Here is a 24948-nt window from a genome sequence, read left to right as displayed (position 1 = left end):
CCTCGGCAGCGGACTCAGAGGAAACTCAGAGCTTGGGGCGGGATACTGCCGGGACCATGGACACGCCCGATGCCCCCTCCTCCGCCCCGCCCGGTCCGCGCCCTCCCGACGGCACGCCCGGTCTGCGCCATCCCGACGGCACGCCGGTGCGGGTGCTCGTCGTCGACGACGAACCCGACCTGGCCGGAATCCTCTCCGACGTACTGCGCTCCGAGGGCTGGGAGGTCCGCGTCGCAGGCACCGGTGAGGAGGCGCTCAGCACCGGCCATGACTTCCGGCCCGACGCGGTGGTGCTGGATGTGATGCTCCCCGACATCGACGGGCTCCAGGTCCTGCGGGGGCTGCGCGCCCAGGCGCCGGGGGTGTGCGTGCTGTTCCTGACGGCCCGCGATGCGGTGGAGGACCGCATCGCCGGCATCACCGCGGGCGGCGACGACTACGTCACCAAGCCGTTCAGCCTGGAAGAGGTGCTGGCCCGGCTGCGCGGGCTGCTGCGCCGGGCCGGCATGACCCGGACCACGGACACCACGAAGCTGCTGGCCTTCGGCGACCTCGTGATGGACGAGGACGCCCGTGAGGTCTCCCGCGGCGGACAGGTGGTGGAGCTGACGCCGACCGAGTTCGAGCTGCTGCGCTTTCTGCTGCGCAACCCCCGGCGGGTGCTCAGCAAGGCCCAGATCCTCGACCGGGTGTGGAGCTACGACTTCGGCGGCCAGGCGCATGTGGTCGAGCTCTACATCAGTTATCTGCGCAAGAAGATCGACGCTGGGCGTTCCCCGCTGATCCACACGGTGCGCGGGGTCGGCTACGTCCTCAAGTCGGACCCGCGATGAAACTCCCCGCCCGCCCGGCCCTGCGCAGCCTCCGGGCACGGCTCACCCTCGGGCTGGTGGCCCTGCTGGCGCTGAGCTGCCTCGCGGTCGGCGTGGCCACCACCGCCGCCCTCGAAGGCTTCCTGGTACGCCGGCTCGATCAGCAGCTGACCACCATCGGCGGCCACTTCCCGGCGAGCCTGGACCCGGCCGGGGCGTCCGGCGGGAACAACGGTGGTCCCGACACCCGCGGACAGGCCGCCGGCACCTTCGGTGCCTGTGTGCTGGGCGGATCGGTGACCCGGGCCGCCGTGGTCGGCGAGCGGACCGAGACCCCGGTGCCGCTCACCGCCGCCGACCGCCGGGCGCTGGCACAGGTGCCCGCGGACGCCCGGGGCCGCAGTATCCGGCTCTCCACGCTCGCCGAGTACCGGGTGATGGGCGTCCGTGGCCCGGCCGGTGATGTGCTGATCACCGGGCTGCCGCTGCAACCCGTCGCGGACACCGTGAGCCGGCTGGAGCTGGTGGAGGCGGTGGTGTTCGGGGCCGCGCTGCTGGTCACCGGGATCGCCGGCGCGGTATGGGTCCGGCTGTCGCTGCGCCCGCTGCGGCGGGTGGCGGCCACCGCCTCGCGAGTGGCTCAACTGCCCCTCGCCGGAGGCGAGGTGGCGATGCCTCCACGCGTCCCGGACACCGACCCCCGAACCGAGGTGGGCCGGGTCGGCGGCGCGTTCAACCGGATGCTTCAGCACGTCGAGGAGTCGCTCGCCCGCAGGCTCGCCAGCGAGCAGCGGCTGCGCCGGTTCGCTGCCGACGCCAGCCATGAGCTGCGGACCCCGGTGGCCTCGATCCGCGGGCACGCGGAGCTGGCGCTGCGCAGCCGCGGGCCGGTGCCGGACGAGGTGCGGCGCGCCCTCGGCCGGGTCCGCAGCGAATCCGTGCGCATGGGTGAGCTCGTGGACGATCTGCTGCTGCTCGCCCGGCTGGACGCGGGGCGCCCGCTGGCGACCGAGCCGGTGGATCTGACCCGTCTCGTCCTCGACGCGGTGAGCGACGCCCACGCCGCCGGGCCGGAACACCGCTGGGAACTGCGGCTTCCCGAGGAGCCCGTGGTGCTCGGGGGCGATCAGCGCGGACTTCAGCAGGTGCTCACCAACCTGCTCGCGAACGCCCGCACCCATACTCCGCCGGGCACCCGGGTGACGGTGGGCCTCGCCGAAGGGGACCACGAGGTGGAAATCCTGGTCCAGGACGACGGACCCGGCGTACCGGAGCGGTTGCAGTCCGAGGTCTTCGACCGGTTCGTCCGCACCGACAACGGGCGTTCGAGGAGCGCGGGCGGCACGGGCCTGGGCTTGGCCATCACCCAGGCGGTGGCCACTGCGCACGGCGGGCGCGTCGCCCTGACCAGCCGCCCGGGCTACACCGCATTCCAGGTGTGGCTCCCCCGCGTCGAGGAACCGTAGCCTCGACGGCCGCCTCTGGAGTGCGGCGCCCAGTCAAGATCGTCGTTCCGATTCTTCGCTGAGAGCCGGCCTGAGCGTGCGACCCCTATGCCGAACTGGGGTCGAGGGGTGACCGTGCCCTTCAGTTGGCCCGTGAGCGGCCGGCTTGGCCCGCCAGGGTGCTGCCGGGGGCCTGGGGAGCCGAAAGTCAGGGGTTCCTCCTTGGTCGCGGATTCGGTCAGATCGGTGGAGGTGGGGCGAGGAATGGGACGGGCGGTGTACTGCAACGTGGAAGACGCTCCGGCTGGTGACATCTGCCCGGTCCCCGCAGTGGGCAGATCGAAGTCACGCCCCCACATAACCTCGTTCCTGTGCCGGCCTCCCGCCGCATCGCGCTGCCGTCCTTGTGTCGAGGGTGCGAAGCCGCTCGATGTCGGAATTCCCGCGCAGCTTTCACGACCCGCGCGAGCATGCCGTACGAGGTGCGGGTGCGCGGGGCGGCACCCGGTCTCGTGACCGGCGGCGATGGCCTGTGGTACTTCGTCGCCCACGGCCTCGACGCGCTTGCGTGGGCCGACATCGTCTTCGTCCCTGGTTACCGGTTCCTGGCCGCGACGACCCCGTTCCGGGGCAGGGGCATGTTCCCGGCCGCCGGCTTCAGCCCTGCTCGGCCGCGGCAAAGGCGGCCATGCCGAACCGGACGCCGCCGGTCAGCCGCCGCCGGGACCATCACCCTGTCCGAAAATGGGTCTCCGGCATCCTGTTGTCGTGAGGCAACGGTTCCTTCGTCCCCAGCCGGGCCCAGACCAAGAACACCCCCAGGCCCACTGCTAGCAGACCGACCGGAATGAGTATCGCGAGAGCCCACTCGGGCATGCCGCCTCCCCCTTAGCATTTCCTGACCTGCCAATCGCCGTGCCACCACGGTAGAGCCCACCACTGACAACGGAAGCCCAGGAAAGACGAACGGCCCTCAGATGAGGAGCTGTTGCTCTAAGCGCGCAGGTCAGAGGCTCGCCGGTGATAGCGGATCCGCCACAACCGATGCGGTGGGGGTCAGAAACGGGGAGCAGGCGGTGATGGGCTCTCCCCGGCGACGAGGGAGTCTCACCCGGCAGCCAGGTCGGGCACGTACTTGTACACCGTGTTACGCAGGACACCCAGCAGCTTCGCAATGGACGAGACCGTGTGCTCCCGACGGGCGAGGAGCGCGCGAGCGTGCCGGACCTCGTCCTCATCCATGGCGCTCGGTCGGCCGAGCCGAGCCCTGCGCGCCGCCGCTACTGCTCTGCCGGTCCAGTCGCTGATCGCCCGTAAGAGGTGCCGTTGACGGTGGCCAACAGTCCGTGGCGGGCCTCGGGTTCAACCTGGTACGGCTCCTGCCGTCCACCTACCGGTTCCGGTGGGCGTGGATACAAAACGGCCGTTCACACCGTGGCTACTGCTGCTGCCACTGCTCCTTGGTGATCTCGTACCGTACGCCTCCATGCTCGGAGCCCTCGATCATCTCCATGTCGGAGGGAGTAGGGATGGTGTCCGCGAGCCTCATTTCGAGCTTCTCCATGATGTTGCGCGAACCGTGGTTCACGGACATCGTCGCAGCCCAGACCATGCGCACACCGAGCTCCGTGAACGCCTTGCCCAGCAAGGCCCGCGAGCCCTCGGTGGCATACCCCTTCCCCCAAGCCGCCTGCCGCAGCCGGTAGCCGAGCTCGACTTCGTCCAGCGGGCCCTCCGGCTCGGGACGCAGGATGAACCAGCCGATGAAGGCGCCGCCGTCCTTCTCCTGCGCGGCGAACAGTCCGAGGTCACCGCCCCACTTCTCATAGCCGGCGAGGATTCTCGGCAGGTCGCGCTCGCGGACGACCTCCGGCGGGGTCGGATTGCCGCCCGTCAGGTAGCGCATCACCGCCGGGTCGCTGTCCAGCTCGATCAACAGGTCCGCGTCATCGGCAGTGAAGCGGCGCAGGGCCAGGCGCTCGGTCTCCAGGTAGGTGTCCACGAGTCGATCATGCCTGAAGCAAGCTGGGCAGCCCACGCCTTGACACCAACCATGCACGAGCTCGCTAGCCCACCGGTACGTCCTTGCCGGACAGCTGGGCCCGAACGCCGTCCTTCGTCACGGAGATGTCGCGCAGCCGAATGTCGCCCGGCAGGTTGTCCGGCAGCTGCCCGGAGAACTCCAGCTGCTGCGCGACCTTCGGCTCACGGAGCTTCTGTAGGCCCTGGACGAGTGAGGGATCGATGCCGGTGGGCTTGAGCAGCGAGGGATGGTCCACGAGCGTGTCCAGCACGCGGCCCTTCATCATCTGCTGCGGAAGGACGTGCTTCCCGGTCGCCTGTTGCAGCTCGCCCGCGTCCATCTTTTCGGCGATGGGTGCAGTCAGCTGCAAGCCACCGCCCTTGCCCGGTACGTACGTGAGCAGACCGGGCACCACCACCCGTGTGTCCCGCACGGTCATGCGCAGGCCTCGGTCCCCGGTGCGCTCCAGCTGCGCACGCCCCCGGATCTGGGCCTGCCTGTCGCCCACTGGCAGATCGCCGCCGGCCATCACCGTGTTCTTCCCGGGGCCGGGCCTCAAGTGGACCTGTGACGCGCCGACTTCGCGGTTCAGGTCCTTGAAGTCCAGCAGGATGTCACCGCGCACCCGGCTCAGCACCGCACCCTTGACCGAGGACGGCAGGCTGCCGACGATCCGGATGCCGTCCACCGTCCCCTCCACCTGGGCGACGGAGACCGGCCCGGCGTCGACATCGGGGACGTTGACCTCGACGTGGTCGACGTTGCCCGCGAGCACCTGCCCGATGAACGGGAAGCTGTCGATGTGCACCTCGGGCTCGGCGCGCAGCTTCAGCGCCTTCTGCACCTGCTGCGCCGCCAGGTTCTCCGCGTAGAGCACGGCCCACCGGTCACCGAGCGCAAGAAACGCAAGAACAACGGCCAACGCGACGACCGACTTCGCGGTCCTCCGCACGATCCGACGCGGCTTGCGCCCGGCCCGCGAGTGCTCCTTCTGGTCGCTGGTGACCGTGTTGTGAGTGCCTGCGTCGGCTGCGGTTACGACTCCAGCTGCGCCGACGACGCTGTTTTCGGCACCAGTGGCCGTGGTCAAGGTCGTGCCGCTGTCGGCGGCAGTAGCGGCGGTGCTGGTGCCGACGCCAGAGCCGGCGCCCGAGTCCGTGCCGTTGTCGGTGACGGCGGTGTCAGAGGTGGTGGCGCTGCCGGTGCCTGCACCGGAGTCGGGGCCGACGGTGTTGCCCTGGACCGACGACTCGTCCGGGCCCTGGTTGTCCGAGGCCGGGCCGTCCTGGGCAGCACGGCTCGCCGGTACCCGCGCCTTGGAATCTGCGGAAGGTTCGTTGGAGAACATCGCCACCATGCGACCACAGCCCAAGCACTCGAACCAAGTTGTGTGCACAGTCTTCGAGATACCTACGCAGAGGGCGCCGAAGCCGGAGCCGGCGCCGTGCCCGGGCGCTGCGTTCAGTTGAAGTTGGCCTGTCCCATTCACCCCAGTACGAAGCGATGGGGCGTGGCCCGCATCCGCGTGCCACGACGCGGGCCCCGGGGCAGGCTCTGGCTGGTGAAGGCGTCGAACTGTGACATGCGCGACCTGGCCGGTGCCGCAGTGAGTCTCCAGCATGGACCAGGTTTCAGCTGTCCGTCCACGTTCTGCACGATCAGCAGCCACACCAGCCCCAGGACCAGGGAGACGGGTTGACCCGGACGGACGGCTGCCTCGTCGCGCGGGCCTGGGTCAGGACGCGGCCAGACTCATCCTTACGACCTTCGTGCTGGACCTGTGTGTTCCTTGGCCGGAGCACACATGTCCAGATGAAGCCCGCTTCCGTGTCCGGCGGTTACCGACCAAGTGATCAAGTTCGACTCACCATTCGACGCCGACCGTTGAAGATCAAGCTAGGAGCCTCTTGTACAAGTCGACGGCGTCCCAGGCTGCGGCGGGTTTCCCACTCGCGCCGACCTGCCGCGACCAGGCTGCCTACCCGCTGTAGGTGCGTCTGCCGCCACATACGTTCACCCGAGGAAGTCAAGAACCAGCCCACTTGCCGTCTCGCGGAACTCCTCGAAGTAGGCATGTCGTGCGCCGTCGATCATCTGCATCTCGGCGCCCGGAATTCGGTCTGCCAGCAAAGGGGCGTTTGCCGCGGGGTTGAGCTGGTCGTCGGTGCCGTGCAGCACAAGGGTCGGCGCAGCGATGTCTGGCAGTACGTCCCATGCGTCGTGGTGATTGCTCGCGGCGAGGTGCCGTCTGCGGGCATAGGGCGGCATGGTGGCATCGCCCAGCGTGTTGTACGGGCCGGGGTGGTTCGCCAGCCAGGAAGGGGTGTACATCAGGCAGAGCAGTGCCCCCTCAGCCTCGGCGGGTGTCGTCGGAGACAGCGAGCGGCGCACGGCGTCGCTGCGTTCGATGCCGTACCGGCCGCCTGGAGAGGAACAGCCCAGAACCAGTGCCCGAACGCGATGCGGGTGGCGGACGGCAAGCCACTGGGCCACGCGGCCGCCCATGGACGTGCCATAGACATCAGCCCGCTCGACACCGAGATCGTCGAGGACCGCAACCACGTCGTCAGCGAACCCCTGGGTGCTATAGGGACGATCGGGTTTGCCGCTCTCGCCGGTGCCCCGGTAGTCGAGCGTGATGGTACGGCGGGTGGCATGGAAGTCGTCACGGACTCCGTCCCACCATCGGTGACTGTTCGCCTGGCCCGCGAGCAGTACAAGCCATTCACCGCTCCCCCGGATCTGGTAAGCGATATGGACTCCGTCCGCGGTCACGGCGTATGGCATGCAGTGCGCTCCTTACTGGCCCGGGCCCGGCAACCGCCGGCCCACCTATGGCAGCCGACGTGTCGCCGGGCCCTACGAAGCTGGATCCGTTTCATGCGAGAAGTATCCGCTCAATCTCGTGCAACCCGACCTGAGATGGGATCCCTCCTGGATGTCGAAAAGGGCCCGCGAAGGCGCCCCGGAACCGCACGGGCTGGATTCCCGAGTCTCACCCGCCCAATGCCCGCCTCACCGGCGGCCTGGCCGCCGGCCTGCGCGCTATCGGGCAGGTCGCCGCACAGCCCGCCGTCCTCACACCGGTGCTGGCGCTCGCTTTCGGTGGTGCCGCCGTCTTCGCCTACATCGCCGGCACGACCTTCGTCTTCCAGGGCATCTACCACCTCTCCCCAGCCCTCTCCAGCCTGGTCTACGGCGTCAACGCCGTCGGCAACATGACCGGAAGCCTCGCCTACGGGCGCCTGGCCAGACACCGGCCCCCGGAGACCCTCCTCATGATCAGCGCCATCCTGGCCATGTCAGGAGCAGCGGCGCTGCTTCTCATCCAAGCGACCACCGGCAGCACCATGCCGCTGACCTGGCTCTGCCTGCTGATCACCATCAGCGCATTCGGCCTCTTCTTCCCAGCCGTCATCACCCTCGCTCAAAGCCGCGGCCGCGCCGTACCCGGAGCCACCTCCGCACTCCTCGGCGGCGGCCAGTTCCTCCTCGGCGCAGCCGCCTCCCCCCTGGTCGGGCTATTCGGCACCCGAAGCCCCGCACCCATGGCAGCCGTGATGGCCACCTGCCTCACCCTGGGCACACTGGCGGCGATGGCTGCCAAACGGACACACAGCTGCTGACATTGCACTCGTCGAGGCGCTTTCTTCGTTTCTGGGGGATGTCGAGGGATCTTCGAGCCCGTGGTCGTCGTACGGATCGCCCGTGGCCGTCGTCCGGATCTCTAGTATTTGCTCATGCTTGAACTCTCGCGGCTGCGGATGCTGGTCGAGGCAGGACACCGGGGTTCCATCGCGGCGGCGGCCAAGGAGCTCCATCTGACGCCGTCCGCCGTGTCCCAGCAGCTGAAGGTGCTGGCGCAGGAGGTGCGGATCGATCTGCTGGAGCGGGTGCCGGGCGGGGTGCGGCTGACCGCTGCGGGGGCGTTGCTCGTCGAGTACGCGGAGCGGGCGCTCGGTGAGCTCGAGCAGGCCGAGCAGGCGCTCGCCGTGTTCAAGGGGACGGTGGCCGGGACGCTGAGAGTGGGCTGCTTCCCGAGTGCGGCCGGGGCGCTGCTGCCGAGTCTGCTGGCGGGGCTGGCCAGTACGTACCCCGATCTGACGGTGACCCTGCACAGCCTCAACAGCCGTGACGCCGTAGGGGCGTTGACCGCGGGTGAGGTGGATGCCGCGTTCGTGGCCTCGTACGAGGAGGAGTTGCCCGCCGACGGTGATCTGCGCACCACCGTGCTCGGGTACGACCGGTTGCAGGCGATCGCCGCACCGGATCATCCGCTGTTCCAGGGCGAGCGGGTGGAGCTCGCCGATCTGCGGGACGAGCCGTGGCTGATGGACGCCAACTCCAGTGTGTTGTGCGGGGTAGTGACGCGGGCGTGCCGGCGGGCCGGTTTCGCTCCGCGGATCCGTACGCACTGTCCCGACGCCTCGGTGACGTTGGCGATGGCGCAGGCCGGACTTGGGGTCGCGGTGCTGCCGCGCATGGTCGTGTCCGGGCACGGGGTCGCGGCGTTGCCGACCGGGCCGGCGCTCGGCCGCTCCGTCGGGCTCGTGGTGCGCCGGTCACGGTTGCGGTTGCCCGCGGTTCAGGTGCTCCTGGAGGAGTCCGTACGGCTGTGCTCGCCGGTGCTGGAGAGCACCTGAGCGAGGACGTCCGCGGCCTGTGTCACCTGGGCCGTGCCGACGTCGAGATGGGTGACGATGCGGATCTGGTCGGCGCCGAAGGCCCGTACGAGGACGCCTTGTTCACGGCAGCGTTCCTCGACCGCCGGGGCGCTGCCCGGGGTGCGGAGAAAGACGATGTTGGTCTCCACCGGCACCTCCAGCCAGGGTTGCAACGCGGCGGCGAGCAGCGCGGCGTTCGCGTGGTCGTCGACGAGGCGTGCGCGGTGCTCACGCAGACCATGGTGGGCGGCGGCGGCCAGCACCCCGGCCTGCCGCATCCGGCCGCCGAGCAGATGTCGCCAGTCGCGGGCCCGCGCGATCGTCTCGCGGGAGCCGACGACTGCGGAGCCGACGGGGGCGCCGAGCCCCTTGGAGAAGCAGGCCGCGAGGGTGTCGACGCGGGCCCCGTACTCGGCGAGGCGGATGCCGGTGGCGGCCGCCGCGTTCCATACGCGAGCGCCGTCGCAGTGCACCCGTACGGTCGCGCCGCGGTGGCGGTCCAGGGCGTCCGGGGGCAGGACGCGGCCGCCCCGGTTGCCTTGGGTCTGTTCGACGCAGGCGACGGTGACGCTCTCGGCCGGTGCCTCGGTGTGCAGCCGGAGGCGGGTGATCCGCTCCGGCCAGCCGCGTTCGCTGCGGAAGATGTGCGACATCTCGTCGAGCAGCAGTCCGTCGCCGGGGTGTGTCTGGGCGGCGACGGCGACGAGATTGGCCATGTGGCCGCTCGGTACGAACAGCGCCGCCTCGTGGCCGAACAGGTCGGCCATCTCCTCCTCGAGCGCCCGTACGCTCGGGTCCTCCCGGTAGCCGTCGTCGCCCAGCTCGGCGCGGGTCATCGCCGCGCGCATGGCCGGTGTCGGTCGGGTGACGGTGTCGGAGCGCAGGTCGATGGTCATGCGGTCACCGCTTCCGTGGTCTTCTCCGGCAGGCCGGGGCGGCGGAACTGGCCCTCCGACTTGGCCACGATCACGGTGGCCAGACAGTTGCCGATCATCGTGACGACGGTGCGGCCGGCGTCCACGATGAAGTCGACGCTGAACAGCAGCGCCACACCCTCGGCGGGCAGGCCGAGCACGGTGGCCGCCGACATCAGCACGACCAGGGACGAGGACGGGACGCCCGCGATGCCCTTGGTGAGGAGCATCAGCAACAGCATCATCGTGATCTGCTGCCCGATCGACAGGTCGATGCCGTAGGTGTGAGCGACGAAGAGGAGGGCCAGGCCCTGGTAGAGGCTGGTGCCATCGGCGTTGAAGGAGTAGCCCATCGGCATCACGAAGGACGCGATCCGGGAGTCGACACCGTATTTGCCCAGTCGCTCCAGCGTCATCGGCAACAGTGCCTCGGAACTGCGGGTCACGAAGCCGAGGAAGAGGATGTCGGAGAACGACCGGAGCAGGTCCAGGTAGTTCACGCGGAAGATCATGGCGATCGCGCCGAACAGGACGACGGCGACGAACAGCATCCCGATGAACGCGACCAGGACGAAGTGGCCGAGGCTCATCAGGGTGTCGGTGCCGTACTTGGCCACGTTGTAGCCCAGGAACCCGAACACGCCGACCGGCGAGAGCCGGATGGCCAGCCGGACGAAGCCGAACATGATCTGCGACAGCTGGTCGAGGACCTTGGTGACCCCCTGCACCCGTTCCCCGAGCTGGATCATGGCGATGCCGAAGATGACCCCGAAGATGACCAGGGCGAGCAGATCCCCCTGGCTCATCGCACTGATGATGTTCTCCGGAATCATCGTGTGCACGAATTGCTCAACAGAGAGACCCTCGGCGGTTTTCTGGGTGACCTCGCCGATATCGATGCCGGTCGGTTTCGGGCCGCTGACATTCGTGAGATTCCCGAGAAGAACACCGAAAACGATGATGATCGTGGTGACGACCTCGAAGTAGGCGATCGATTTGCCGGCCAGCCTGCCGACGCTGCGCAGCGAGCCCAGGTGCACGATGGCCAGCACGATCAGCGGCAGGATCAGCGGGACGATCGCCATCCTGATGAGGTTGAGGAAGGCGTCACCGAGGATCTCGAAATGGATGGCCACACCGGGAATGGCCAGACCCGCGGAAATTCCGAGGGCGGTGGCGACGACCATCTGCCAGCCAAGAGATCTCCACCATTGCGTCTTCATCGCACATCTCCCCAGCCGCCGAGTCCATTTCCCACAGGATCAGGCGCGATTCCCGGCAGGGCAAGCGACGATTTCTGAGGTGGCGATTAAGCGGAGCTACTGTCGTGAGGGGGCCGGTCCGGCCGTACTGCTACCGGCGAGGGTGAACCTCGAGGGGGCCGGTGCGGCCGTCCTACGACCGGCGAGGGTGAGTCGCGAGGCGGGGGCTCATTGCGTGATGAGGATCTGTCCGGGGAGATCACGTGAGGCCGAGGGCGGTCAGGGGGCTGAGGTAGCCAGGGTTGGTGTGGCGGAGGGCGGCGGCGCTGTCGGTCTGGCCGTTCTGGCGGAAGACACTGATGGCGAGGTTGCGCAAGGAGGCGGCCATGGTGCGGGGCAGAAAGCCGGTGCGGGTCTTCGAGTCGTCCGTCATCCCCGTCCAGAAAGGCGAGGCCCCCGGCCAACCGTCTCACCAGTGAAGAGCCTCACATATCCGACTGCTACCGTCCGGCCATGTTCTTCCTGATTGCCCTCCTCACCGGTGTGTTGGGCGGAGTGCTGATCTACAGCGCCACCTCCCTACGCAAGTACCCTCAGCAGATGTCACGGCGCATGGCTCTCGCTTTGCTGTGGTTCTGGGTGTCCGGCGTCATCTACTTCACGTTCGGCACGCCCTCCGGCGGCGGCCAGACCGTTAACCTGAAGCCCCTGGACATCACCAACAAGGCCGACATCGTCGACGCCGTTCTCAATGTGCTGATGTTCGCGCCGGGCGGCATCCTCCTCGCACTCCTCCCGATGCGCTGGCACCAGGCAGCTCTGTCGGGATTCCTCGGTTCCCTCGCCATCGAAGCCACCCAATACCTGACCCACTCCGGACGCAGCGCCGACATCAACGACCTCACCGGCAACACCCTCGGCGCACTGGCCGGCTTCGCCTGCACCGCAGCGGCTCTCTCACACACGCGCGCCGCCCGCGAGCCCCGCATGCCCCAGCGCTCCAACCGCGCACGCAACCCCATGGCCAGCCCGAACGCCAGCGGGAAAGATCTCTGACCCCATCGTTCCCAGACCACTTCAGTATCCGTCCGGGCAGCGTGAGACAGCCGGCCTCAAGTGAGCACCCGCCATGGCAGGTCCATTCCTGCACATGGGTTCCCCGTGGAGGGGCGGTCAGAGCCGGGTTGTGTGCGTCGAGGCATCGGAACGCGCCCGCTGACCGCCTGATCCTGAAGAAGCCCTTCGAGTGGGATTCGATCTTCCAGAACTGATAGCTGGTCTGCGCGTCGCAGGTATTCGCGTGAACGAGTGCCCTTCCGTCCTTCCAGTCGTCGCTGCCTTCCAGGCACAGTCCCGTGCCGCACAGCTCGATCTGGTACTGGCCGCCCCCCCTTGGGCCGGAAGCGGAACTGCTGGCTCTCCCCATTGCGGTTGCGCTCAAGGGTGGCTACGGCGCCTGAGACGGGGGCGTCCACGACCAGATCGTTGGTGAACGCGCTCTTGATGTTCCACCATCCGTCACCGAAGGCCGGCGGTTGCCGGGGGTTCGAGAACGGCGGGCAGACTCCACCCAGGAAGTTGTCGCAGTCCCCCGCGGAGGCGCCGAGGGGCGCGAGTGCCAGAGCCACCAGCGAAACGGTCAGAGGGACAAGAAGGGAAGGTTCGTCGGCTCATCGCAACCACCGTCAATCGACCGGCCGGAATGAGACCTGGCGGTTGTCCCTCCTGGAATGCAGGAAGGGCCCGCTTCCACGGTATGGGGCCCGTGCCAGCTCGCAACTCGGCGGTAGCCGTGCTCGGCCTCGCTCGACGCGTCGGTGAGCACCAGCCTTCACCGACGCCCGGCTCGGCGCGGCGATCGTCGATCGGTCCTTCGTTTCAGGACGTCTGACTTGCCAGCCTGCGGAGGGTTCGCGCGGCAGGTGATCCGGGGTCGGCCGTTATCAGGACGACCTCCTGGTCATCCTCGGGCACGAGCAGGACATCGCAGTTCAACCGCAGCGCACCGGCCTCCGGATGGTCCAGGGTCTTGGTGCGGTGCCCGGGAGCGTGGACCGGACGCGCCTGCCAGATCTGCCGGAACTCCTCGCTGCCGGCGTGTAGTTCGGCCAGCAAGGCGGCCAGCTGCGGGTCATGCGGGTAGCGGTCCGCGGCCCGGCGCAGCCGCGCCACCACGATGTGTCCGAATTCCTTGGCGCTGGAGCTCGCGTACGTCCGCTCCTGGCCCAGGAAGCGACGTCGGGCCAGGTTCGTCGTCCCGCCGCCAAGGTCGGCGCGGAGCAGGGCCCGGGCCAAGGGGTTCCAGGCGATGACGTCGTACGCCGCGTCAGTGACGATGGCACCGGTCTCCGGCAGCCGCTCCAGCATCCGGGCCACGTGCGGGCGCACCCGCCGCACGGCGCTGAGGCCGGGCGGCGCGCTCGAACCCGCCAGGCGGAACAGGTGGCTGCGCTCGGCCGGCGTGAGACGCAGTGCGCGGGCCAGCGCGTCCAGGATCCGGGCCGATGGCCGCGGCCCGCGGGCCTGCTCCAGCCGCGTGTAGTAGTCGACCGACATGTGCGCGAGCTCCGCCACCTCTTCGCGGCGCAGACCCGGTGTGCGGCGGGCGGTGCCCGTCGCCACCAAGCCGATCTCGTGCGGACGCAGGGCCGCCCGGCGGTCCCGCAGGTAGTGGGCCAGCTCCTGCCGTGCCATGTCGCCTCCTCCCACTGCCTGGTACAGGCTGTCCCTGGCAGGGCACCCACGACCAGGGAAGCATGGTTGCCATGAACGAACGCACAGCTCTGGTCACTGGTGCCAACAAGGGCATCGGCAAGCATATCGCCCGGCTGCTCGCCGCCGAGGGCCTCACCGTGTACGTGGGCTCCCGCGACCCCGGGCGCGGGGAGCGGGCCGTCGAGGAGATCGGCGCCGGGGCCCGCCTGCTGATCCTCGACGTGGCAGATCCCGGCGGCATCGCACAGGCCGCGGCTCAAGTGGACCGCCTGGACGTGCTGGTCAACAACGCCGGCATCTCCCCGTCACTCGCCCCGCCGACCGAAACCGGCGTCGAGGAGTACCGGCGCACATACGAGACCAACGTCTTCGGGGTGGTGGCGGTGACCAATGCCTTCCTGCCCACCCTGCGCCGGTCCCCGCGCCCGCGCATCGTCAACATCTCCAGTGGCACCGCGTCGCTGACCTGGAGCACCACCCCCAACCCCCAGTTCACCCCGGGGAGCGGCGGCGCCGCCGCCTACCGGTCGTCCAAAGCCACTCTCAACGCCCTCACCGTCCTCTACGCCCAGACGCTGGCCGAGGACGGCTTCAAGGTCAACGCGCTCGCCCCCGGCCTGCGGGCCACCGATCTCAATCCCCGGGCCGCCGCTGCCGGAGGCGACCCGGCCGAGGCCGCGCGGGGTGCCCTCCGCCTGGCCCTGCTGCCGGATGACGGCCCCACCGGTGGCTTCTTCTCCTGGGACGGAACGCCTATGCCCTGGTGATCCGTCATGGGCGGTTCGGGAACGGGTGTCCCAGCGGTGGGTGGTCCAGGCTCGGCGGATCGGACGACGGATCGTGGTGATCGTGTGTCGGCGAGGCCGAAGAAGGTGTCGATGACGGTCTCGCGGCGTTCGTAGCAGCGAGCGAGGCGCTGGAAGGCGTGCTGCCATGCATGGGTGCGCTCGACGTACCGGCGCTGCGTGGCCCGCACCGGGGCGTTGACCCCTTTGCGGGCGAGCTGGCCATGCAACCCGCGTTCGATCAGGGCGGAGCGAGAGGCGGCGCCGTCGTAGCCGGCGCCCAGGTGAGCGGTGATCTCGTCCGGCAGCGGCCCACGTTCCGCCAAGAGATCGAGGGTGGGGGTGAGCAGGCGTGAGTCGTGAGGGTTGGCGCCGACCGGAACACGGCCGAGTGGGTTGCGTAGCCGTCGGTCATGCTTCTCGAAGACGATCCGGTCGTCGATCCGGCGCCGGTGGCAGCCCAGCAGGTCAGCAGGTCAGCAGGTCAGCAGGTCAGCCGGATCGGATTCGGCGCGCTAGGGCAGCAACACGGCGAATTGGTCCCACAGTGGTTCGGTCAGCCATGACGGCAGCACAGGCACAGGTCTCCCATGTTCACAGTGCGTCAGCAACTCCATGCTCACGGAACCTGTGCCTGACTCATCCCCAGGCGACCCCCGAAACTGCCGACCTTCGCGGCCTCATAATGCCGAGTGTTGTCGATCAGTATGGGTTCCAGGAGGAGCGATGGACGAGAACGAGCTTCACAGGTGGGACGCGACCGGGTTAGCCGCACTGATCCGCACCCGGCAGGTGTCCGCTGCCGAGGTGGCACACGCGCACCTGGACCGGATCGAGGCCGTCGGTCCGAAGGTCAACGCCACGGTGACGGTGCTCGCCGAACGGGCGCTCGCCATGGCGGAAGCGGCGGACGAGGCCGTGGCCGCCGGCGCGGCCGTCGGTCCGTTCCACGGCGTGCCCTTCACGATTAAGGACTCGCTGGACGTGGCCGGTGTGGTGACCACACGCGGTTCGACGCTGTTCAAGGACCATGTCGCGGACGCGGACGCGACCGTGGTGGCCCGGCTCCGGGCTGCCGGGGGCATCCCCCTGGCCAAGACGAACCTGCCGGAGTTCTCCTACTGGACCGAGACGGACAACCCGCTCGTCGGCAGGACCCACAATCCCTGGAACGCCGAACGCACTCCGGGCGGGTCGAGCGGCGGCGAGTCGGCCGCCATCGCCGCGGGGATGTCCCCGCTCGGACTGGGCAGTGACGTCGCCATCTCGGTGCGGGGCCCCGCTCATGACACGGGCATCGTCGCGCTGAAAGCCACCCGGGGCCGGATACCTGTCACCGGACACTGGCCCGAGGTGCCCCGCCGGTACTGGCACGTGGGTCCCATGGCCCGCAGCGTGCGGGACATCGCGACCGCTCTCAGCGTCCTCGCCGGTCCCGACGGTGCAGACGGATACGTTCGCCACGCGCTGCCGACCCCGCGGCCGGCTTCGGCCGGCGCACCGCAACGGCTCGCCGGGCTGCGGGTGGGCTGGGCAAGTGAGCCCGCCTTCGGTCCGGTGGACAGCGAAGTGACCGCCACCGTGGCGGCCGCGGCCGACGCGCTGCGCGACCTCGGCTGCGTCGTGGAACCGGCCGCTCCCGCCGGTCTGGAAAACCTCGACGCGACAGCGCTGAGCGCGGTGCTGTACACCGCTGAGATCGTGCCGTACTTCCGCAAGGCCGCCGACGGGCGCGTATCAGAGCTGGGCACCCTCCTCCAGCGAACGCTCGCCGCGCCAGAGGTGGAGCCGGCCGACTATGTCGCGGCACAGCAGCAGGTCGAACGGCTCAGCTCCATGTTCGCCGGATACTTCGAGCGCTACGACGCCCTGCTGTGCCCGGTGTGCCCCATTCCCGCCCCGCCGCACGCCCTGAGAAAATTCGAGGCCGGCGGCGTCACCGTCCCGGCACACGGCATCATGCGGGCGACCGTTCCTTTCAACCTCACCGGACTGCCCGCGCTGGCCCTGCCGTTCGGGACAACAGGCGGCGGTCTGCCGGTCGGCGTGCAACTCGTCTCCCGTTGGTACGACGAAGCGACCATCCTGCGCCTGGGCAGCGCCCTCGAAACGGTCAGCCCCGTGCACGGCCGCAGCCCCGACCTCACCTGACGCGACCGGCATACAGGCCACACCTGCGGAAACGGAGCCGTGGTCACAGGTGCGGCGATCCGCCGGCGCAGTAAATGTGCCGTTCAAAGCGTTGTACCGGTCGGTGAACTGGTGGAAGTAGTCGTCGCCGCGGTCCGAGACCGAGGCAGCGGAGTAGGTGCGGTTCGCCGGCTCGACGGCCAGGACCGCTGGGCTACCACAGCGGCGTTGGTGGCCGAGAGGCGGCTCAAGACCTGGCTGTGCTCGCGAGCCGTACTCCCGATGACCAGCAAAGCGGCAAGGCCTCAAGAGCTGACCTCTGTCGCGCCGCCTACCGCCTCCGCCGTACCGACGGTGAAGGGCATGGGGGTCACCACCTACCAATAAGTGGTGATCCCGGGAGGGCTGGAATCCGAGGCAACCGCCGCAGCCATAGGCCCCGACAGGTCCGCAGCTCGAATCGTCGCCCGAAAGTCGTTGCCTGAGCCGGTGCTTGATTGTCGTGGCATTGCCTGTCGACGGCCTGGGGCCGTCTTCGCCAGAAGGACCAGTTCCGTGTGTGAGTGGCGGGGACTGGGTGCGCTGGTCGAGCAGCTTCTGCTCCGCGAGTCCGCCGAGGGCTGTCTCATGGAGGCGGCCCCATACAGTGGCTCTGGACCAGATGCGGGACTGGAGCCGGTGGCAGCTGGGCTAGGAAACGCAGGCTCGGCTGAGGCGGCCTCACCGTCAATGGGTGGCGCAACCTTCTTCCCTGGCGACGGCGTAGCAAGCCTGTGAGGCGAGTGTCATACCCATGCGGCCCAGGACCTCAATGGACTCCAGAAGGATCTTCGTGTCCATCTTCGCCATGGCTTCGCCGAAACGATTGCGCTCGGCCAAGTCCTCTGGGGACACCGCGGTACGAAGCGCCGAGACCTGCTCGGCCAGCTTCTCGCGCTCGGCTTGCATCGCCGCCATCCCGCGTACGGCGCGGACGATCTCCTCATCGGTCATGTCGCTCATCGGGTACCCCTTCGGTCTCCTGCTTCGTTTGTCTCCTGGTCAGATGAGGCAACTGCCCTCCGAGTCGCTCCATCACGTCGAACTGTGACATGCGACGTGGCCGGTGCCGCAGTGAGCCTCCAGCATGGACTGGGATTCAGCTGTCCGTCCACGTTCTGCACGATCAGCGGCCACACCATCCCAGGACCAGGGGCGGATTGACCCTGATCGCCTGGAGCCGACGCCCGTCATGCGCATCCTTGACGGAGACTTCGCCGTGGCCGCCAGTGGACCTTCCCGCCGCACTGAAGCAGAGCCGGCGCCAGGCCGCACGTCGCTCCCGGCAGTGAACGGCCACGGTGGTCCGGCAGGACATATGTCATCCCCAGGACAGGACTCAAGGACCTACAGAGTCGGCTGCCGGTCCTCGTAAGCTCCACAGCATGTTCAAATCTCGCAAAATCGGACGTGACGACTCCTGGGAAGGCATCGTCACCCATAAGTCCCGGGGAATGCTCGACGGCTCGAACATGTACCACTTCGTCGAAGTCCGCCTTGCCGATGGCGAATCCGTGAAGGTCCGGATCAGCCGCCGGCTCTGGAAGTCGATCGAGGTCGACGATCGGATCGTCAAGCGGCCGGGCGCCGCCCCGGCCAGAGAGTAGCCCTTCGGGAGCCTGGAGGTGTGGTCGACTCGTTGTACTCGAAGCTGCCCTCGGCGCCGGCCCCCTTGTTATCCGGCGAGGCGGAAAGGGTGAGCTTGCCGCCCGCCGGCGGGGGATTTGGTGGAGCCATCAACCGGGTGGTCACGGGATCCGCACCAGGTCCACGACGAACGGGTTGGTGCCGGCGGATAGGGAGTGAGAACAGCCTCGTGAATCTGAGACCTCAGCCGTGGTGCGGGGCGCCATCGTGGCCCTGCGGTTGGCTCGACAGCCCTACCAGCCGGTCAGGTCCACGAGGAGATCGCAGTGCGGGTCGTCCGGGGCCGGCTGGTGGCGCTCCTCTTCCCTGACGAGGGAGGGAAGAGAGGCGATCAGCGCGGTGAGCATGTCGGCCAGGTGGATGTCGGCGCCGATGATGCCGTCGCCGCCGGGATCCTGCACGTACAGGCGCAGCCGACTGTCGCCCCTCATCAGGAAGCCGATCAGGAAGGGGTTCTCATCGTCGACGGGGTCGGACAGGGCGCGCAGGATACTGAGCGCCTGGCCCTGTTCGGGCTCGGGGGCGGGGGTGATGTCCTCCGGGTGGAGGCGGACGAGGGTCATCCCCATGGTGCTACTGACATCGTCGCTGCTGTAGAGCTGGGTTCCGGCCAGGGTGGTGCGCAGGATGCGGGGGATGTAGGCGGGGGCCACGGCGTCGTAGGGGATCTCGTAGAGGAAGGTGGCGCCCTCGTCGTCGTCCCCGGCGTGGATCGCGATCCGTACGGCGCCAGGGGCGGGCAGGACGCCGCGCAGGCGGCAGCCCTCGGCGATGGGTCCGTTCAGGTAGTCCAACAGCAGACGGCTGATGGCCGCCTGCTGCTCTCGGTCTTCAGGGTGCGTCACTTGTTCATCCATGCGGGGCACTTGTTGTCGGCCTGGTTGCGGCAGAAGGCGTTGACAACGCCGATCGTCTGTCCCTTGCCGGCGTCGTACTTCTTGTCCTTGGTTTTGCGAGAGTACTGGACGATGACCTTGAAGCGGACCTGCTGGGGCCGGGGGCCTGTCTTGACGGCCACGCCGTCGTATTCCAGGCGCCCCTGATGGTCGTTGTGGTCGACCTTGCCATGGATAGCGGCGGTGAGGATCTTACAGACGCGGATGTTGTGGCGATAGGTGAAGTGGTTCCAGCCGAGGTGGGGGTTGCCCCATCGGGTGACTATGTGGCGCCCTTCGGGGTCCGTGGCCTTGCAATGGACGTTCTTGTTCCAGGTCGGTCCGGCTGCGGCCTGGGCGGTGTGCACGGTGCCGGACAGCAGAGTCGCGGTGGTCAGGGCCGTAGTCGCTAACGCGGTGAACTTCCTCATGGCGTGAGCATGCTATGTAGCCGGAGCGGTGCGCATCGTCCTTTGGGGAGCCCTTAAGTGCCCGCCGTACACGGCCTGTGCCGACCGTCTCGGCATCCAGCCCGGCCACGATCCGATCGACGAGCAAGTACACCGGCGCCCCCTACTCCGCTTGCCGGCGCCGCTTCACCACACGGTCCGTATCCACGTTGGACTCCGAGGTCACCTCGACGACCCGCAGCGCATCCGCGGCAAGCAGCGGCCCCGCCCCCTTCGCGACCGCCGTCGGCACCAAAGCGATGTCAGGCACGCACCAGTTGAAGGAACCGGGCAGGTCCAGGTTCCCTGAGCCGGTGACGCAATCGAGCTCCCTGGCCCGCTCCCGGATCTGGTCACGGATCGTCTCCGCCGCTGCCTCGCGATCCCACCTCGGTGACACCCGAGTGGCGGAGCCCGGCCGCGTGACTTCACACCCATTCAACGCCACACCGTACGGGCGCGGCACGCTCCACCCGCACGGCACCGCCAGGCCCACGTCCCGGTCATCGCGTCCCCGCCCTGCACGCCGGACGCGGCTACGCCTCGGGGCCCGGCTCAGGCGACGGTGGCGGGAGGGTGAGAGTGATCTCGCTGACCTCCCGCAGCGAAGGTTGCGCGTTCTCACTGAAGGTTGAGCGCTGCCCCGTGCGGGATGAGCGCGAAGCGCGATGGTTGTCACATGGGCAGGCTTGTTGTCACTTCGCGTCCGTGCGTGGCTCTCCAGGGCCGCGGCTCTTGTCTCGCGACTGGCAGGATGGCGGGTTGAGTTGTGCGGCTGAGAAAGGAATCCCGATGTCCGTTCGCTACCAGCTGGTGATCGACTGCGCCGACCCCGACCGCCAGGCCCACTTCTGGGCCGCCGCACTGGGCTATGAACTCGCACCGCCCCCATCCGGTTTCGCCACATGGAACGACTACTACCGTGACCTGGGGCTGCCCGAAGAAGCGTTGACCGGCGGCGCGGACCGGATCAGCGATCCGCAGGGCAGTGGACCGGCCATCTGGTTCCATGTGGTCCCGGACGCGAAGGCCGTGAAGAACCGGCTGCACATCGACATCCACGCCAGCGGCGACCGGACAGACCCGATCGAGACGCGGAAGAGGCGAGTGGACGCCGAAGCCGACCGCCTGATGGGCTTGGGCGCCCTCATCACGGTTGTCATGTACGAGGAAGGAATCGACCACTACGCGGTCGGAATGAAGGACCCCGAAGGGAACGAGTTCGACATCAACTGACCAGAGCTCGGTGACAATCAACGTGCTTTGCCATGCCACAACGGCCAGGTCACCAAGGCCCGCAGGTGTCAACCATCGTTCTTCGGCTCACGGGGGCACGGTCGCCTCGGAAGTCGGCGACGTGCTCGCTCCGCGGTGCCACGACCGCGCAGAAGCACCGGTCATTTTGGGCACGAGCCCCCTCCCGGCTGGTAGCGACGAACAGCGCGAATAGCTGCCCTGCACGGGCATTAACCACCCCCCGCACGGGGTGAAGGTCGACGACCGCATTCGAGATAGGCCCTGTCTCATTGGGGTTTGACGGCCAGGAGGGTTTCTCCGAGGTCGGTGTGCTGCCAGGAGGCGAGCCGGCCGCGGATTTGCTCTGCCTGGCCGCCCAGGGTCATGTTGCCAGCGATCAGCAGACCGCCGGGGCGCAAAGTGGCGGCCAGTGCTTGGACCGCGGCGGTGGTGGGCGGGTAGCCGTCGAAGAAGGCCACGTCCGCGTCCTGGTCCGCCACTCCGGGGAGGATGTCGGTGCCCTCTCCGGTGTGCACGGTGACGTGGTCGGCCAGCCCATGCCGGGCAAGGTGCTCGTGCGCCCGTCGGCTGTGGGTCGGGTCGCGGTCGATGGTGTGGACGTGGGCGCCGGTGGTGGCGAACCAGGCCGCCGAGTAGCCCAGGGCGGTGCCGAGTTCCACCACGGTCGTCGCCTTGGTGGCGGCGGTGAGGGTGGCCAGCAGGCTTCCGTCGGCGTAGGGGTAGCAGCCGCAGCCGTGCTGTTCGAGGTGGGTCAGGGTGGCAGCCTTGATGTCGCCGAAGCGGTCGGCAGCCGTGGGGGCGGTGGTCATATGGGTTGTCCGATCGGTCGGATGGTGAGTGTGTTGAGGTCGACGCCGACGGGCTGGTCGAGGGCGAAGCCGATTGCCCCGGCCACAGGCTCGGCCGACATGGCGAAGGGAGGTGTGGTTCCTTCGCCCCAGAACGGGGTGTCGATCACGCCGGGCGAGATGAGGGTGACGCCCACGCCGACGGTCGTGGCGTACATGCGGATGTTCTCGGCCAGGCCGGTGACGGCCCATTTGGTGGCCGAATACAGGTTCCCCGGGGTGTTCTTCAGCCCCGCGACGCTGCCGATGAGTACGAACCGTCCGCCCGTTTCCCGCAGGTGGGGCAGCGCGGCCCGGGCCAGCAGGGCCGGGCCCAGCACGTTGGTGAGGACCATGGCCGGCCACAGGGTCGGGTCGCCATCGCTGATGGCCGTGCCGCTGGTGCGGAAGTGGTCGGCGGCGGTGAACCCGGCACCGGCCACCGCGGCGTCCAGGCCGCCGAAGCGCTCGACGGTCTCGGTGACGGCGGCCTGCGTGGCCTGCCAGTCGGAAGCGTCCGCGATGATCCCGTGCAGTTCCTGCGGCCGTCCCGCCTCCTCCAGGAACGCTTGCAGCTTGTTCGGGCTGCGGCCGGTGACGGCGACCTGGTGACCGCTGTCCAGGAGCAGGCGGGCGGTGAGCGCCCCGATACCGCTGGTGCCGCCGGTGATGAGGATGTTCTTACCGTTCATGGTCATGGTCCTGGCCGAGAGGTGAGTCTTCGAGGGCATCGGGCCGGCGGCGCTGCGCGGCCTCGGCGGTTGTGTGCTCGCGCCGCCACTGCACGACGAGTTCGTCCTTGAGGCCGAACCGCACCAGGTGACGGCCGACGACGTCTTCCAGAGCCGCCAAGTTCGGTTCGCTGCTCTCCACGGTCAGCACCAGGGCGTCGGGGATGGCGGCGAGGGTGCCCGTGCCGTTCGGGAAGGCCAGTCGGCCCTGCCCGCTCTCCTCGTCCCATGTGGCGTTGATCCGCCGGCCCAGGTGGGCTGCGAGCTGCTTGGCGTAGCGGTGGGGCCTGTCGGTGGCGACGCGCGCGCGGGAGCGGCCGGTCACTGCTGTGCCTCCCTCTGCGCGAGGCCGGCCTTGGCGAAGTCCTCGATGGTGACCTGACCGCGCTCGGGAGAGCCTTCGAAGCGGATGTGCCCGGTGTTGAAGCCCTCCCACATCTCCACCCAGCTGCCGATCGCCGCCTGGGGCAGGCCGAACTGGGAGAGTGTCTGCTCCCACTGGGCGCGCTCGATGACCTGCGCGGTGACGGGCCGGCCGAGCGCGGCGCAGAAGGCGGTGGCGACGTCGGCGGGTGTGTAGTCCGCCGGGGCGGCGAGCTCGATGGTGCGGCTGTCGGTGCGCTGGAGCTCACGCACCAGCGTGGCGGCGATGTCGGCCACGGCGACGTGCGGGACCGGCCGGTCCAACGGGGCGAAGAAGGTGGGCAGTGCACCGGTGCGCATCGCCGGCAGGCTGGGCAGCCAGTTGGTCATGAAGTTGCCCGCCCGCACGAAACTCGCGCCCAGCGGACGCAGGGCCTGCTCCAGAATGTGGGTGGTGACGATGTTGCCGGTGCCCTCGGGGTGCTGGGCGCCGATCGAGGACAGCGCGACCGCCCGAACGCCGCCGGCGTCCAGTGCCGTGCGGTAGGCGTCGGCGACGGCATGGCCTGAGGCCAGCATGTCGTCGGATGCGTAGTCCGGCGGGTTGAGGACGTACACCGCCCGGGCTCCGGCGAAGGCATCGCTCAGTGCGGTCGCGTCCTGCACATCGGCGTGGGCGACCTGGGCGCCCCGGCTGTGCCAGTCCTGGCCGTCACGGCCGGGCCGCAGCACCACCCGAACGGGCCGGCCCTGCTCCAGCAGGGTGCGGGCAACGGCTCCGCCGGTCTGCCCGTTGGCTCCCATGATGACGAACATCGTGCATGTCCTCCGAATGAATCTCGCTGTCGCCCCGTCGCGCCGAGGTGGCTCGTGGGGCTGATGCATTCACCGTGCGTGCACGAGGGGTCCGCCGTCCAAGACCAGTTACGCAAAGCGCGATGCCAGAACGGCATCACCCCAGCTCAGAGGCGCCCTGGGGTGAGTGATGGCCAGTCGAGCGGCGTTACAGTCGAGCTATGCCTGACATGTCTGATCCCCCCGCGGATCTGGATCTTCGGCTGGTGCGCTACTTCACCGCCGTCGCCGAACACCGCCACTTCGGTCGCGCCGCGGCAGCCCTGCACCTGGCCCAGCCCGCCCTGAGCCGGCAGATACGGCGCCTGGAAGATCAACTGCGAGTCCGTCTGCTGGACCGCACGCCGCACGGCGTCGAGCTCACCGAGGCCGGAGCGGTGTTCCTGCCCCAGGCCAAGGCGCTGCTGCGCTCGGCGGCCCGAGCCGTGGCGCAGACCCGGGCAGCGGCCGAACCGGACCGGCTGGCCATCGGCTACACCACCGGCCTGATCATCACCCCCGCCGTGCAGGCCCTGCGCCGACGCCACCCGGACGCCGACGTCCACACCCTGCACCTGTCCTGGAACGAACCCCGCGAGGCCCTGCTGGACCACCGAGTGGACGCGGTGGTGGCCCGGCTGCCGTTCCCCACCGACCAGCTGAATGTGACCATCCTCTACGACGAGCCGCGGCTGCTGCTGGTATCCGCCGGCCACCGCCTGGCCGGCAAGGAGTCCGTCACCCTCGACGACATCGCCGACGAACCGACACCCCGCCTGCGCGACCCTGCGTGGAACGCCTTCTGGCGCATCGACCCCCGCCCCGACGGACGCCGCGCGCCCGAGGGGCCCCTGGCGGAGACAGTGGAAGACAAACTCGAACTCGTCGCCGCCGGTGACGCCGTCGCCATCACACCCGCGGGAGCCATGGCCACCTACAACCGCCCCGACTTGACCACGATCCCCCTGGAAGGAGTCGAGCCGGGCCGTGTCGTCCTCGCCACCCGCTCCGACGACCGCAACCGCCTGATCACCGCCTTCCGCACCGCCGCCCAAACCCACCTCACCGGCCCCCCACACGCCGGCGGGCCCGCTTCCCACCGCCCATCGGCATGAGCACCCTCCCAGCCCGCCCTGAGCCGGACGAGCGCACGCTCCACGCGTGAGCAGCACCGTGCAGCCACCCCACTGGAGCTGTTCTTCGACCTGTGCTTCGCCACCGCCACCGCACACCGCC

The 24948-nt window shown here is 68.9% G+C and carries 25 protein-coding genes and 4 pseudogenes; 10 read left to right on the top strand and 19 right to left on the bottom strand.

Going from position 1 to position 24948, the window contains the following annotated elements:
* The first annotated feature begins 56 nt into the window (after positions 1-56).
* Together M8I34_RS13965 and M8I34_RS13960 are read left to right on the top strand one after the other, a co-directional pair.
* The gene (locus M8I34_RS13965; RefSeq protein ID WP_284050312.1) at positions 57-833 is read left to right on the top strand and encodes a response regulator transcription factor; all 777 of its coding nucleotides are present in this window, start codon (positions 57-59) and stop codon (positions 831-833) included.
* Positions 830-2278, top strand: a complete 1449-nt coding sequence (locus M8I34_RS13960; protein ID WP_250049774.1) for a cell wall metabolism sensor histidine kinase WalK — start codon at positions 830-832, stop codon at positions 2276-2278. The genes M8I34_RS13965 and M8I34_RS13960 overlap by 4 nt, the downstream gene beginning before the upstream one ends.
* A 1086-nt stretch (positions 2279-3364) precedes the next feature.
* Here M8I34_RS13960 and M8I34_RS13950 read toward each other — a convergent pair.
* The 4 genes from M8I34_RS13950 to M8I34_RS13935 all read right to left on the bottom strand — a co-directional run bounded on the left by M8I34_RS13950 (position 3365) and on the right by M8I34_RS13935 (position 7067).
* Positions 3365-3565: a helix-turn-helix domain-containing protein gene (locus tag M8I34_RS13950; protein ID WP_308372290.1), complete on the bottom strand. Its 201-nt coding sequence runs from the start codon at positions 3563-3565 to the stop codon at positions 3365-3367.
* A gap of 130 nt (positions 3566-3695) precedes the next feature.
* Positions 3696-4259, bottom strand: a complete 564-nt coding sequence (locus M8I34_RS13945; protein ID WP_250049772.1) for a GNAT family N-acetyltransferase — start codon at positions 4257-4259, stop codon at positions 3696-3698.
* A gap of 64 nt (positions 4260-4323) precedes the next feature.
* Positions 4324-5628: a DUF2993 domain-containing protein gene (locus M8I34_RS13940; RefSeq protein ID WP_250049771.1), complete on the bottom strand. Its 1305-nt coding sequence runs from the start codon at positions 5626-5628 to the stop codon at positions 4324-4326.
* A 665-nt stretch (positions 5629-6293) separates the two neighbouring features.
* The gene (locus M8I34_RS13935) at positions 6294-7067 is read right to left on the bottom strand and encodes an alpha/beta fold hydrolase (RefSeq protein ID WP_250049770.1); all 774 of its coding nucleotides are present in this window, start codon (positions 7065-7067) and stop codon (positions 6294-6296) included.
* Positions 7068-7207: 140 nt separating this feature from the next.
* Here M8I34_RS13935 and M8I34_RS13930 point away from each other — a divergent pair, with 140 nt between their 5' ends.
* Positions 7208-7906, top strand: coding sequence for an MFS transporter (locus tag M8I34_RS13930; RefSeq protein WP_308372289.1), 699 nt, complete (start codon positions 7208-7210; stop codon positions 7904-7906).
* A gap of 114 nt (positions 7907-8020) precedes the next feature.
* Positions 8021-8923 (top strand): LysR family transcriptional regulator, encoded by a 903-nt coding sequence (locus M8I34_RS13925; RefSeq protein ID WP_250049769.1) that lies wholly within the window; start codon positions 8021-8023, stop codon positions 8921-8923.
* Here the strand turns inward: M8I34_RS13925 and M8I34_RS13920 are convergent.
* The 3 genes from M8I34_RS13920 to M8I34_RS13910 all read right to left on the bottom strand — a co-directional run bounded on the left by M8I34_RS13920 (position 8866) and on the right by M8I34_RS13910 (position 11493).
* Positions 8866-9840, bottom strand: a complete 975-nt coding sequence (locus tag M8I34_RS13920) for a low specificity L-threonine aldolase (RefSeq protein WP_250049768.1) — start codon at positions 9838-9840, stop codon at positions 8866-8868. The genes M8I34_RS13925 and M8I34_RS13920 overlap by 58 nt on opposite strands.
* Complete coding sequence (locus tag M8I34_RS13915) at positions 9837-11081, bottom strand: dicarboxylate/amino acid:cation symporter (protein WP_250049767.1); 1245 nt, start codon at positions 11079-11081, stop codon at positions 9837-9839. Before M8I34_RS13915 ends, M8I34_RS13920 begins: the two co-directional genes overlap by 4 nt.
* 238 nt (positions 11082-11319) lie before the next feature.
* Entirely contained in the window at positions 11320-11493 is a 174-nt protein-coding gene (locus tag M8I34_RS13910) for a hypothetical protein (RefSeq protein WP_250049766.1), read from the bottom strand.
* Positions 11494-11573: 80 nt separating this feature from the next.
* On the opposite strand from M8I34_RS13910, the gene M8I34_RS13905 reads away from it, so the two are divergent.
* Positions 11574-12116, top strand: a complete 543-nt coding sequence (locus M8I34_RS13905; protein ID WP_250049765.1) for a VanZ family protein — start codon at positions 11574-11576, stop codon at positions 12114-12116.
* A gap of 139 nt (positions 12117-12255) precedes the next feature.
* On the opposite strand, the pseudogene M8I34_RS41880 reads toward M8I34_RS13905, so the two are convergent.
* Positions 12256-12486 (bottom strand): annotated as a pseudogene (locus M8I34_RS41880) (RICIN domain-containing protein); the annotation flags it as partial.
* A 452-nt stretch (positions 12487-12938) separates the two neighbouring features.
* A complete protein-coding gene (locus M8I34_RS13900; RefSeq protein WP_250049764.1) occupies positions 12939-13754 on the bottom strand; it encodes a helix-turn-helix transcriptional regulator in 816 nt (271 codons plus the stop codon).
* A gap of 71 nt (positions 13755-13825) precedes the next feature.
* Between M8I34_RS13900 and M8I34_RS13895 the strand changes: the two genes are divergently transcribed.
* Positions 13826-14542, top strand: coding sequence for an SDR family oxidoreductase (locus M8I34_RS13895; protein ID WP_250049763.1), 717 nt, complete (start codon positions 13826-13828; stop codon positions 14540-14542).
* A gap of 21 nt (positions 14543-14563) precedes the next feature.
* Here the strand turns inward: M8I34_RS13895 and M8I34_RS13890 are convergent.
* Positions 14564-15141: pseudogene (locus tag M8I34_RS13890) on the bottom strand (IS5/IS1182 family transposase); the annotation flags it as partial.
* A 145-nt stretch (positions 15142-15286) separates the two neighbouring features.
* Between M8I34_RS13890 and M8I34_RS13885 the strand changes: the two are divergent.
* Entirely contained in the window at positions 15287-16711 is a 1425-nt protein-coding gene (locus M8I34_RS13885; protein ID WP_250049762.1) for an amidase, read from the top strand.
* Between the two features lie 84 nt (positions 16712-16795).
* Here M8I34_RS13885 and M8I34_RS13880 read toward each other — a convergent pair.
* Together M8I34_RS13880 and M8I34_RS13875 are read right to left on the bottom strand one after the other, a co-directional pair.
* A pseudogene (locus tag M8I34_RS13880) lies at positions 16796-16894 on the bottom strand (GNAT family N-acetyltransferase); the annotation flags it as partial.
* Positions 16895-17416: 522 nt separating this feature from the next.
* Positions 17417-17692 carry a hypothetical protein gene (locus M8I34_RS13875; RefSeq protein ID WP_250049761.1) on the bottom strand — a complete coding sequence of 92 codons (276 nt, stop codon included), beginning with the start codon at positions 17690-17692 and terminating at the stop codon, positions 17417-17419.
* Between the two features lie 422 nt (positions 17693-18114).
* On the opposite strand from M8I34_RS13875, the gene M8I34_RS13870 reads away from it, so the two are divergent.
* Positions 18115-18336 carry a hypothetical protein gene (locus M8I34_RS13870; RefSeq protein WP_250049760.1) on the top strand — a complete coding sequence of 74 codons (222 nt, stop codon included), beginning with the start codon at positions 18115-18117 and terminating at the stop codon, positions 18334-18336.
* A gap of 273 nt (positions 18337-18609) precedes the next feature.
* Here the strand turns inward: M8I34_RS13870 and M8I34_RS13865 are convergent, their stop codons facing one another.
* From M8I34_RS13865 to M8I34_RS13855, 3 genes and pseudogenes are all read right to left on the bottom strand, one after another.
* Complete coding sequence (locus M8I34_RS13865) at positions 18610-19221, bottom strand: hypothetical protein (RefSeq protein WP_250049759.1); 612 nt, start codon at positions 19219-19221, stop codon at positions 18610-18612.
* Entirely contained in the window at positions 19218-19682 is a 465-nt protein-coding gene (locus M8I34_RS13860) for a hypothetical protein (protein ID WP_250049758.1), read from the bottom strand. Before M8I34_RS13860 ends, M8I34_RS13865 begins: the two co-directional genes overlap by 4 nt.
* Before the next feature lie 145 nt (positions 19683-19827).
* A pseudogene (locus M8I34_RS13855) lies at positions 19828-20100 on the bottom strand (Uma2 family endonuclease); the annotation flags it as partial.
* A 392-nt stretch (positions 20101-20492) separates the two neighbouring features.
* Here M8I34_RS13855 and M8I34_RS13850 point away from each other — a divergent pair.
* The gene (locus M8I34_RS13850) at positions 20493-20936 is read left to right on the top strand and encodes a VOC family protein (RefSeq protein ID WP_250049757.1); all 444 of its coding nucleotides are present in this window, start codon (positions 20493-20495) and stop codon (positions 20934-20936) included.
* A 287-nt stretch (positions 20937-21223) separates the two neighbouring features.
* Here M8I34_RS13850 and M8I34_RS13845 read toward each other — a convergent pair whose 3' ends face one another.
* The 4 genes from M8I34_RS13845 to M8I34_RS13830 are packed head-to-tail and all read right to left on the bottom strand — an operon-like array spanning position 21224 to position 23694.
* Positions 21224-21766: an O-methyltransferase gene (locus M8I34_RS13845; protein WP_250049756.1), complete on the bottom strand. Its 543-nt coding sequence runs from the start codon at positions 21764-21766 to the stop codon at positions 21224-21226.
* Complete coding sequence (locus M8I34_RS13840; protein ID WP_250049755.1) at positions 21763-22476, bottom strand: SDR family oxidoreductase; 714 nt, start codon at positions 22474-22476, stop codon at positions 21763-21765. The genes M8I34_RS13845 and M8I34_RS13840 overlap by 4 nt, the downstream gene beginning before the upstream one ends.
* Positions 22466-22840 (bottom strand): DUF2218 domain-containing protein, encoded by a 375-nt coding sequence (locus M8I34_RS13835; protein ID WP_250049754.1) that lies wholly within the window; start codon positions 22838-22840, stop codon positions 22466-22468. Before M8I34_RS13835 ends, M8I34_RS13840 begins: the two co-directional genes overlap by 11 nt.
* A complete protein-coding gene (locus M8I34_RS13830) occupies positions 22837-23694 on the bottom strand; it encodes an NmrA family NAD(P)-binding protein (RefSeq protein ID WP_250049753.1) in 858 nt (285 codons plus the stop codon). The genes M8I34_RS13835 and M8I34_RS13830 overlap by 4 nt, the downstream gene beginning before the upstream one ends.
* A 209-nt stretch (positions 23695-23903) precedes the next feature.
* Between M8I34_RS13830 and M8I34_RS13825 the strand changes: the two genes are divergently transcribed.
* On the top strand, positions 23904-24827 hold the full coding sequence (locus M8I34_RS13825) for a LysR family transcriptional regulator (protein WP_250049925.1): 924 nt from the start codon (positions 23904-23906) through the stop codon (positions 24825-24827).
* Positions 24828-24948 lie beyond the last annotated feature (121 nt).

This window comes from Streptomyces sp. MCA2 (assembly GCF_023544705.1).
In the GTDB taxonomy this organism is placed as follows: domain Bacteria; phylum Actinomycetota; class Actinomycetes; order Streptomycetales; family Streptomycetaceae; genus Streptomyces; species Streptomyces decoyicus.
This window is presented reverse-complemented; position numbering and strand designations above follow the sequence as displayed.